Origin of the sequence: Streptomyces ureilyticus (assembly GCF_011045025.1) — a bacterium.
In the GTDB taxonomy this organism is placed as follows: Bacteria; Actinomycetota; Actinomycetes; order Streptomycetales; family Streptomycetaceae; genus Streptomyces; species Streptomyces ureilyticus.
This window is the reverse complement of record NZ_JAAKZX010000299.1, coordinates 1-9,217: the sequence shown is the minus strand read 5'-3', so window position 1 is coordinate 9,217 and position 9,217 is coordinate 1. Positions and strand designations below refer to the sequence as shown.

Below are 9,217 nucleotides of genomic sequence, written 5' to 3'. Positions count from 1 at the left end.
GGGTGGCGTAGGCCTCCGCCATGTCGAGGACGCTCGCGGTGGCCGGTAGATCGTGATCGAGTGGCCGACCTGGTCGATCGGCCTGCTGGATTCGACCAGCGCCTCGAGCGGCCCCCCGGGCTCGGCCTTGGCGACCGCCGAGTTCGAGATGACGAGCAGCCCGCGCACGTCCTCCGGCTTCGCCGTGAACGGATCGCGGGCGTCGATGCCGTAGTACGACGGGACCCCGCTCCCCTTGTAGACGAGCCAGACCCGTTCGTCCGGGTAGCGCTGCCGGAGGCGGTCGGCCAGCCGTCCCAGGTCCTGGCCCCAGTCGACGTTCGAGTCGTGCAGATGCAGATGCGTCTTCGCGGTCCCGCCGAACGCCTCATTGGAGTACGGCAGGTAGTACGGGAAGGTCCGCAGCGAACTGACCGCGACGAACACGACCAGCGCCGCCGTCATCCCGTACGCCCACCGTCTGCGGTGGACGAGTACGCCGGCCGTGGCGACCGCCAGGAACATCGGCAGGAAGATGGCGTACCGGACTCCGAAGCCGCGCGACCCGTCCAGGAGCACGGCCAGCAGCACCGCCGGGAGCAGCAGCAGGTACGCCGCCGCGGGCCTCAGGCGGCGAGCCGTCAGCACGGTCACGGCGCCGGCCGCCCACAGCGCGAGCATGCCCAGCGGTGTCTTCACCAGCACCGCGGCCGGCAGGTAGTACAAGAGCGAGCCGAAGTAGCGCCGGCCGAACAGGAAGCCGCCACCCTGCGTCGAGTACTCGATGCCGAACTGGATGCGCATCCCGTCCCGGTACGGCTCCGGCACGGGCAGCCAGGCGGTGACGAGGCCGCGCTTGCCGCCTATGTCCGGCACATTCCTGGGTGTCGTCCAGGGCGGGCGCGGGTCGACGGCCAGGTAGGCGGCCCACACCACGGCGACGGCGACGAGCGCCACACCGGCCGCCGCCATGACGCCGTACGCGATCAGTCGCAGCGTCCCGCGTCTGCCGGGGTTGAGGCCGGGTGTGCGACGGGCGGACCAGAACGACCAGGCGGCCAGGAGCAGCAGCACCGGCGCCGCCGCCAAGGTGTTCATACGGGTCGCCAGGGCCGCGCCGAGGGCCAGGCCGGCCAGCGGGAGATAGCGGAACGGAGCCCCGCGCGCCCGCCAGAGCAGCCACACCGAGGTCAGCAGGAAACCGGCCGCGGGCACGTCGAGTGTGGCCAGCGATCCGTGCGCGATGATGTCCGGTGAGAACGCGTACAGCGCGAGTGCCGCCACCCCGCCCGCCGCGCCGACGAGATCGCGCGCGAACGCGAAGACGACCAGGCCGAACAGCAGGGTCAGCGCGATCACCGGGAGTCGCGCGAACAGCATCACTCGCCATGGGTCGTTGCCCGCTTTGTACAGCACATGCCGTCCCAGCGCCGTCTGGTCGCCGGTGAAGCCGGGGTCGAGGTGCACATCGGTGAAGGCCAGGCCAGACGTGATGATCAGCTTGCCGAGCGGCGGGTGCTCGGGGTTGTAGCGCAGGTCGCGCTGCTCCAGGTAGACCTCGGCCGTCCCCACGTACACGGGCTCGTCGATGGTCGGCGTCTGCTGCACTGCCGTGGTGATCATCGCGGCGGCCATCTGGGCCAGCAGTACGGCCACGATGAGCGGGAGCAGCCAGCGCCGGTGCCGGCGCAGTACCTCGAGACGGCTCCGTAGGGTCCTGGCGGACGCCGGGGCGGAGCCGTCGCGACCGTCGGGACCGGGCGCGGTGGCGGTCGGTTCGGCGTGCCTGATCGCCATGAACATCGGCATACGCATGACTACGTCCGTCCCGTACAAGACTGCTCATTCCCGCGCGTATCGTCCGGCCCTCGCCCCCGTACGGGCCGCCTCTACAGGCCTGAGAAGCCGTCAGATGAAGTCAGTTGGCGGTTCCTGACACGGCTGTCGTCGGCGTGGACTAGATTTCAAACGCTCTCGGTCCCCCCAAGCCTGAATCCCCGAGGGCGCTGTGAGAAGAACGCTGGAGCGGCGCATGCATGTGTCCGAAGTTCCGTCATCGGCTCTGCCCTTGATGCAGGGAGGACTTGCCGACAGTCTCTTCGACACGGCGGAGCGCATACCGTTGCTTCCGCAGGTCGCGCGCCGTTCCGAATCCTCTCCCCCCACCTGGTCGCCGATGACCGCGGTCGAGTTGCGGGACGAAGTGGTCGATCTTGCCAGGGGGTTCATCGCCTCGGGGCTGTATCCGGGACACCGCGTGGCCATCATGGCCCGTACGCGCTACGAGTGGACCGTGCTCAGCTACGCGCTGTGGGCGGTGGGAGCCGAGATCGTCCCGATCTACCCGACCTCCTCGCACGACCAGGTCGCGTGGATCCTGCGCGACGCGAAGTGTGCGGGTGTGATCGTCGAGGACGAGCAGGGCCTCATGACGGTCGGCTCGGCGTGCGCCGCGCTGCCGCAGTTGCGCCATGTCTGGCAGTTGGACGCCGGTTCCCTCGCCCAAATCGTGGAACTGGGCCGGTCGGTACCGCGCGAGGCCGTCGACTCGATGCGCCGGATGGTGGTCCCCGGATCGACCGCGGTCATCGCGTACACGTCCGGCACGACAGGGCACCCCCGAGGCTGCGCTCTGAGCCATCGCAATCTGGCGAGCCCCTGCGACGCGCTGCTGGCCGGCTGGGCCCATACGACGGCGCCGCCCGGCCGGCAGCCGGCCATCCTCGCCTTCCTGCCCTTCTCCCATGTGTACGGCCTCATGATCCAAGGGATCTGTGTACGCGGCGGGCTGCTGCTGGGGCACGAGTCCGAGATGAACGGTGAGGCGCTGTCCGAGGCTTTCCTCTCCTTTCGCCCCACTTTCGTGTTCGGCGTTCCGTTCGTCTTCGAGAAGATCTACAAGAACTTCCTGCGCGAGGCCCAACAGACGGGCCACGGCGCCCTGTTCGACCGCGCGGCACGCGTCGCACGGCGATTCGCCGCCGCCGTGGAACGGCAGCAACTGGGCACGGGCGCCGGGCCCAGCCTCGAACTGCGTGCCCAACACGCCTTCTACGAAAGGACGGTGTACCGGAAACTGCGCGCAGCCCTGGGCGGAAGAGTCTGCGGCGCGTGTTCGGGCGGCTCGCCCCTGAACCGCCAACTCGCACTCTTCTACACGGGAATCGGGATCTTCATCCACGACGGGTACGGGCTCACGGAAACGGGTGGCGGGATGACCGCACAGCCCGTCGGACGGCACAAGTTCGGCACCGTCGGACGTCCGCTGCCGGGCATGGAGGTCCGCGTGGCCGAGGACGGGGAGATCCTGGTGCACGGCCCCTCGGTGTTCCAGGGCTACATCAATGACGTACCCGGCACTCAGGAAGCGCTGCGCGGCGGCTGGCTGGCCACGGGGGACATCGGCCGGATCGACATGGACGGCTATCTGGCCATCACCGGGCGCAAGAAGGAGATCATCATCACGAGCGGCGGCAAGAGCGTGGCTCCGGCAGCCCTCGAAGAGCGTCTCCGGGTCCATCCGCTCATCCACCAGGCGGTCGTCGTGGGTGACAACCGCCCCTGTGTCGGGGCCCTGATCACCCTGGACCCGGAATTCCTCGCCCACTGGCGCGCGACCCTGCCCCTGGGGGGCCAGGCGTCGAACCGGGAGGTACGGGAGCAGAACGCCCTGCGGGAAGAGGTCAGGCGCGCGATCGCGGCGGCCAACAGCTCGGTGTCGCGTTCCGAGTCCATCCGGGTGTTCCGCATCCTCCCGGAACCCATCGACCCGGCCACCGGGCTGATGACACCGTCGATGAAGCTGCGCAGGGACGCCATCGCGCATCACTTCGCGGCCGAGATCGACGCGATGTACGCGACCTCGAGAGCCGCGCGACGCAGCCCGGCCGTCGAGTCCTTCGCATGGGAGGACGACAACGTGTTCCGGTGAGCCGGCCCTGAGCGGCAGGGCGTCACACGGGTGGGCCGGTCCCGCATGCGGGGTCCGGGGGCGGCGCCTAGAAAGGCGGATATCTGAGTCTCGTGCCGCCAGTCAGGGGCGTGACAGCGTCCGCTGACCTTCGTAGGAGCCGAGTATGACCACCCGTTCGCCGTTCCCGCCCGACCACTCCGGCATACCTGTCGAGGTTGAGGCCGACGCACACCCGCCGCCGACGGCACCACCCGTCCACCACCTGGGATCCGCCGCCCCGGCGAGGGAGGAGGAGCCCGCTGCCACGCCCCTGCACACCCCCCTCGGCCCTGTGGTCATGCCGTTCCTGGACTTGCCGTCGGCAGCGGGAGAGGACGACCTCGACTTCGGGGTGTCACACGCGGATCCCGTCGCCGGGCTGGTGCACGCCGCCGCCGTCGACCGGCCGCTGGACGAGGTCATAGAGCTCGTCGAGCTGCTCGAGGAGTCACCGGAGTACGCGAGCGCCACGGTCGACGCGCTGCGGGCGGTCGGCACGGACCGTTCCGTGGACGACGTGATCCGGCTGGTGGCCGCGCTGACCCGGCCGCCGAGGAAGGCCGACAGTGCCGACGACGTGATCCGCGCGGCCGTCCGGAGCCGCCCTGTCGAGGACGTCACGCGGCTGATGGCCTTCCTGCACCTGTCCCGGCAGGACCCACACTGCGCGGAAGAGGCGGCGCGGGCAGCCGCCACGAGCCGCCCGGTGGAGGAACTCGTGCAGCTGATCGGCCGCCTGGCCCACGAGCGGGACGTACCTCCCGAACGGCAGCCCGTGCGGGAGGCGTCGAGGCAGTCCGCCGCCGGCCCGGCCATGGCCGGGCCCGAGGACCGTCCGTCGGCGGCGCTGGGTGCCGTCGGCCACGGGACCCCAATCAAGCGCGACCAGACCGCGAAGGACAGCATTCCCCCTGCCGGGCCCGCCTGGCTGCCCTGGGTCGCAGCCACCGCGCTGGTCCTGTGCGGCCTCGCCCACTTCCCGCCGGATGCCGGCAGCGCGTCGGCGGCCGCCTACGGCTTCACCATGGGCGCATCGATGCTGTGCGTCGTGCTGGCCCTGGCCTTGGCCGTGGCTCCTGCTCTGTTCCGCAAGGGGCGACTGCCGCTCCTCGCCGCGGGTGTCGTCCTGCCCACCGCCCTGGCCGTCGCCCAGCTGCTGGAGAGCCAGATCTACTCGCCTGGCCTGACCAGCGCCCTCGCCATCACCGCCGCACCACCGTGGGCCGCCAATCTCGCGGCCACACTAGCGGCGCTGACCGCCCTGACAGCCCTTCTCATGCTGCTGCCGTCCCCGTCCGGACAGGACCGCGGACCCCGGTAGCCCGACCGCGTTCCTCAGCATCCCGCCGCCGAGTGCGAAACATTCGTAATCGGCGGCGATTGTTGTATGGAATTCGACCACAGGTAACTTAAAGCCAACCGGAATCTCCCGCCCCGTATTCCGTTGACTCCGCGAAAGAGCAGCGGTACGTTCTGGCGCGTCCGCTCGGAAACTCATCCGAAACATTCGGAATTCCCGGGCTCGCAGATCAAGTTCAGTCACACCAGTACGTCCCACGCAGCACGCTCGGCACAAGGCACGTGCAGCCGGAAGGAAGACCTGAAGGAAGGGGCGAAATGGTCATGAGTACGTCCATCAGTCACGCGCCGGCACCTCGGCACCGGCGTTCCCGTGCCCGGAGCGCACTGGTACTCGGCATGGCCGGTCTGCTCGCCGCGGCCGGTGTCACCGCCCTCTCGGGGACGGCCGAGGCCGCCAGCACGCTCGGCGCCGCGGCGGCCGAGAAGGGCCGCTACTTCGGTGCCGCGGTCGCCGCCCAGCACCTGGGCGAGTCCGGGTACGCCGCCACGCTCAACACCGAGTTCAACTCGTCGACGCCGGAGAACGAGATGAAGTGGGACGCCGTCGAAAGGACCCGCAACTCGTTCACGTTCGGCGCCGCCGACCAGATCGTCAATCACGCCCAGAGCAGGGGCATGAAGGTCCGCGGGCACACGCTCGTATGGCACTCCCAGCTGCCCGGCTGGGTCGGCGGTCTCGGCGCCGCCGACCTGAGATCGGCGATGAACAACCACATCAACAAGGTCATGCAGCACTACAAGGGCAAGATCCACTCCTGGGACGTCGTCAACGAGGCCTTCCAGGACGGCAACAGCGGCGCCCGGCGCAGTTCGCCCTTCCAGGACAAGCTCGGCGACGGCTTCATCGAGGAGGCGTTCCGCACCGCGCGAGCCGCCGACCCCGCGGCCAAGCTCTGCTACAACGACTACAACACGGACGGCATCAACGCGAAGAGCAATGCCGTCTACAACCTGGTCAGGGACTTCAAGGCACGCGGCGTCCCGATCGACTGCGTGGGCTTCCAGTCGCACTTCAACAGCGCGTCTCCGGTGCCCGGCGACTACCAGGCGAACCTCAAGCGCTTCGCCGACCTCGGCGTCGACGTGCAGATCACCGAGCTGGACATCGAGGGCTCGGGCACGGCGCAGGCCAACAACTACAGCAACGTGGTCAAGGCCTGCCTCGCCGTGTCGCGTTGCACCGGCATCACCGTCTGGGGCGTCACCGACAAGTACTCCTGGCGCGCCAGCGGCACTCCCCTGCTGTTCGACGGCAACTACACCAAGAAGCCCGCGTACCACGCCGTGCTTTCGGCGCTCGGCGGCTCCGGCTGAGGGATGACCGCCCAGGCGGCAAGGAGTGCGTGGCGCGGCGGCCCCGGCCGTCGCGCCACGTCGCCGCGTACGGGACCCGCGATGTACGGGACGACCTCGAGGGCGGAATGCCTCGGCAGATCCCGGGCGTTGAACAGCGCATGTCCCACGACACGAACCAGGACGCCCTGCTCACGCTGCTCGGCGAGTACGACGACGGAGTGCTGGTCACCCTCAAACGCGACGGACGGCCTCAGCTCTCGAACGTCAAGCACGCGTACGACCCCGACGACCGGACCGTGCGCGTCTCGATCACGGACGACCGCGCCAAGACGCACAACATGCGCCGGGATCCCCGGGTGTCGTACCACGTGACCAGCGACGACCGCTGGGCCTACACCGTCGTCGAGGGCGTCGCCGACCTCTCCCCCGTCGCGACGGATCCGCAGGACGAGACGGTCGAGGAGCTCATCCGGCTCTACCGCGACGTCCAGGGCGAGCACCCCGACTGGGACGGCTTCCGCGCCGCCATGGTCCGCGACCGCCGCCTCGTGCTGCGCCTGCGGATCGAGCGGGCGTACGGAGCGCCCCGCGCCCGCTGACTGAACAACGGACGCTTTCGCACCGGCGGGGCTCAGAGCGAGGTACGCGGCACGGTTGCGCTCGGCGAGCCCTCCGAATCTCGAAGGCCGGCGTCGGCCGCCGCCGTGAGCAGACTCGTGGGCGCGGAACCGACCAGGGCGGGCACCGGCGCCTTGCGTGGCATCGGGCGGGCTGTACGCAGGCTGGGGGCCGGGCGGATCGGGACCAGCGGAGCGCGCTCGATGGCACGGGCCCGGCGCGAGAACCAGATGATCTTGCCGCCGGTTCCCGTGGCGCAACAGCCCCAGCCGTCGCTCGCGGCGGCGATATGGGCCAGGCAGCCCGGTTGGGCGTACTTCGAGTGCAGGTCCGCGTCGTTGTCCGCGATCGCGGTGATGAGGTGCTGGCCGGTCCACCACATCTCGATGGTGGTGTTCTTGTCCGTGGCATGCTCGTCGATCGTGTGCAACAGCACCTCGGCGCAGTGGCAGACGGGCTCGACGAGGTCTTCCAGGTTCCAGTACCGCAGGTGGGCGGCCAGAATGCGCCTGACCTGGGCAACCCGTTCCGGGCTGACCTCCACGTCGAGGTGGTAGTAGCAGGGCACTACGGTCTTCATCGTCGTTGGCTCCTCACCGGCGAAGCTCTCGCTCCCCCTCGCCCCTGCGGGCCGAGCCCCGAGCACAAAGCGTGAGCGCTGATCGCTCCTGAGTCACTCCAGGGTGAGAGTGCTACTCCGTTCGTGCAACACGAGAGCCGCGAGCCGGCCACGAACGCCGTATGTCGTTGAAGAGACAACAGGACGTTCTGTGGCGCCACATGCACCATGAGTGAAGGCTTCGACTCTGCAACCGGTCGGCGCCTCTCCGTGCACGGTCGTCGCGCACCGTCCAGGTGAACCGTGCGCACCCGCGAGGAGGAAGGTGACCAGCGAGATGCTGCTGCCCGCCAAAGCCGAGGTCGCCAGGCATCTGGAGCAGTACCGCGCCTGGGAACGCCTGATGCTCGCCGCCCCCGCCGACCGCATGGCGCGGGACAACTTCGAGAGCACCGGCTACACCCTGTGCGTACTGATGGGCAAGCGCTGCGCCCGCGAAGCCGCTGACGCCGCGGAGCGCTACCTGGGCGCTGATTTAGCGGTGCACTTCGCAGGCGGTGGCGGCCGGACCCGCCACCGAACCGGTGCCCGCACCCGACCGACGGGACTCGCGGCAGCGCCGACGCGATAGCCGGACTTACGAAGCCCGGTGCGGTACCGCGCCCCAAGGGGCGCGGGTAACTGCGCGACCAGCCACGACGGACCCGCCGGATCGAACTGCTTTCCCAGCGGAGCGCTTACGCAGAGGTGAACCCATGACGCGGACCCAGGCCGGCGGCCACGCCTCCATCGGCCGCGTCCCCATCCTCGACGTCCGCCCGGTGATCGAGTGCGGCAGGCGTCCGGCAAAGGCGGTTGTGGGCGAAACCTTCCAGGTCACCGCCACGGTCTTCGGCGAAGGCCATGACGCGATCGCCGCCAATGTCGTCCTGTACGACCCGAGCGGCTACGCCAGGCCATGGACCCCGATGCGCGAACTCGCCCCGGGCAGCGACCGCTGGGGCGCCTATGTCACACCGAGCTTGGTGGGCCACTGGACGTACGTGGTGGAGGCCTGGGCCGACCCGGTCACCACCTGGCGCCATCACGCGCAGATCAAGATCCCGGCGGGGATGGACACGGAGCTGGTCCTGGAGGAGGGCGCGCTGCTGTACGAGCGGGCCGCCGCCGGAGCTCCGGACAACGCGGCGGTACTCGCCGCCGTGCAGGCGCTGCGCGACAAGTCCCAACCCCCGGCCGCCCGTCTCGCGGCTGCCCTGGCTCCGGAGGTGGACGCCGTTCTCGCCGAGCACCCCCTGCGTGACAGGGTCACCACATCAGCCCCGTTGCCGTTGTTGGTGGAGCGGGAGCGGGCGTTGTACGGCTCGTGGTACGAGTTCTTCCCGCGTTCGGAGGGCGCCGTCGTGGAGACCGGCAAGCCCACCGTCAGCGGCACCTTCACCACCGCCGCC

General features: G+C 69.7%; 7 protein-coding genes and 1 pseudogene. 6 read left to right on the top strand and 2 right to left on the bottom strand.

What is annotated here, in order from left to right; translation table 11 throughout:
* Nucleotides 1-1,776 (bottom strand): phospholipid carrier-dependent glycosyltransferase (locus G6048_RS44420; protein WP_206342895.1); only part of this gene is annotated, 1,776 nt, incomplete at its 3' end.
* A 235-nt stretch (nt 1,777-2,011) separates the two neighbouring features.
* Here G6048_RS44420 and G6048_RS44415 point away from each other — a divergent pair.
* The 4 genes and pseudogenes from G6048_RS44415 (at nt 2,012) to G6048_RS44400 (ending at nt 7,188) form a co-directional block, all read left to right on the top strand.
* Nucleotides 2,012-3,910, top strand: coding sequence for an AMP-dependent synthetase/ligase (locus tag G6048_RS44415; RefSeq protein WP_235991065.1), 1,899 nt, complete (start codon nt 2,012-2,014; stop codon nt 3,908-3,910).
* A 145-nt stretch (nt 3,911-4,055) separates the two neighbouring features.
* Nucleotides 4,056-5,252 (top strand): hypothetical protein, encoded by a 1,197-nt coding sequence (locus G6048_RS44410; RefSeq protein WP_165345299.1) that lies wholly within the window; start codon nt 4,056-4,058, stop codon nt 5,250-5,252.
* 377 nt (nt 5,253-5,629) lie between these two features.
* Nucleotides 5,630-6,604: pseudogene (locus G6048_RS44405) on the top strand (endo-1,4-beta-xylanase); the annotation flags it as partial.
* Nucleotides 6,605-6,747: 143 nt separating this feature from the next.
* Nucleotides 6,748-7,188 carry a TIGR03618 family F420-dependent PPOX class oxidoreductase gene (locus G6048_RS44400; protein ID WP_165345301.1) on the top strand — a complete coding sequence of 147 codons (441 nt, stop codon included), beginning with the start codon at nt 6,748-6,750 and terminating at the stop codon, nt 7,186-7,188.
* A gap of 32 nt (nt 7,189-7,220) precedes the next feature.
* On the opposite strand, the gene G6048_RS44395 is transcribed toward G6048_RS44400, so the two are convergent.
* Nucleotides 7,221-7,787, bottom strand: coding sequence for a pep a2 (locus G6048_RS44395; RefSeq protein ID WP_235991064.1), 567 nt, complete (start codon nt 7,785-7,787; stop codon nt 7,221-7,223).
* A 316-nt stretch (nt 7,788-8,103) separates the two neighbouring features.
* Here G6048_RS44395 and G6048_RS44390 point away from each other — a divergent pair, with 316 nt between their 5' ends.
* Nucleotides 8,104-8,397 (top strand): DUF5133 domain-containing protein, encoded by a 294-nt coding sequence (locus tag G6048_RS44390; protein WP_165345300.1) that lies wholly within the window; start codon nt 8,104-8,106, stop codon nt 8,395-8,397.
* Between the two features lie 124 nt (nt 8,398-8,521).
* A partial coding sequence (locus tag G6048_RS44385; RefSeq protein WP_165345298.1) for a maltotransferase domain-containing protein occupies nt 8,522-9,217 on the top strand: 696 nt, incomplete at its 3' end.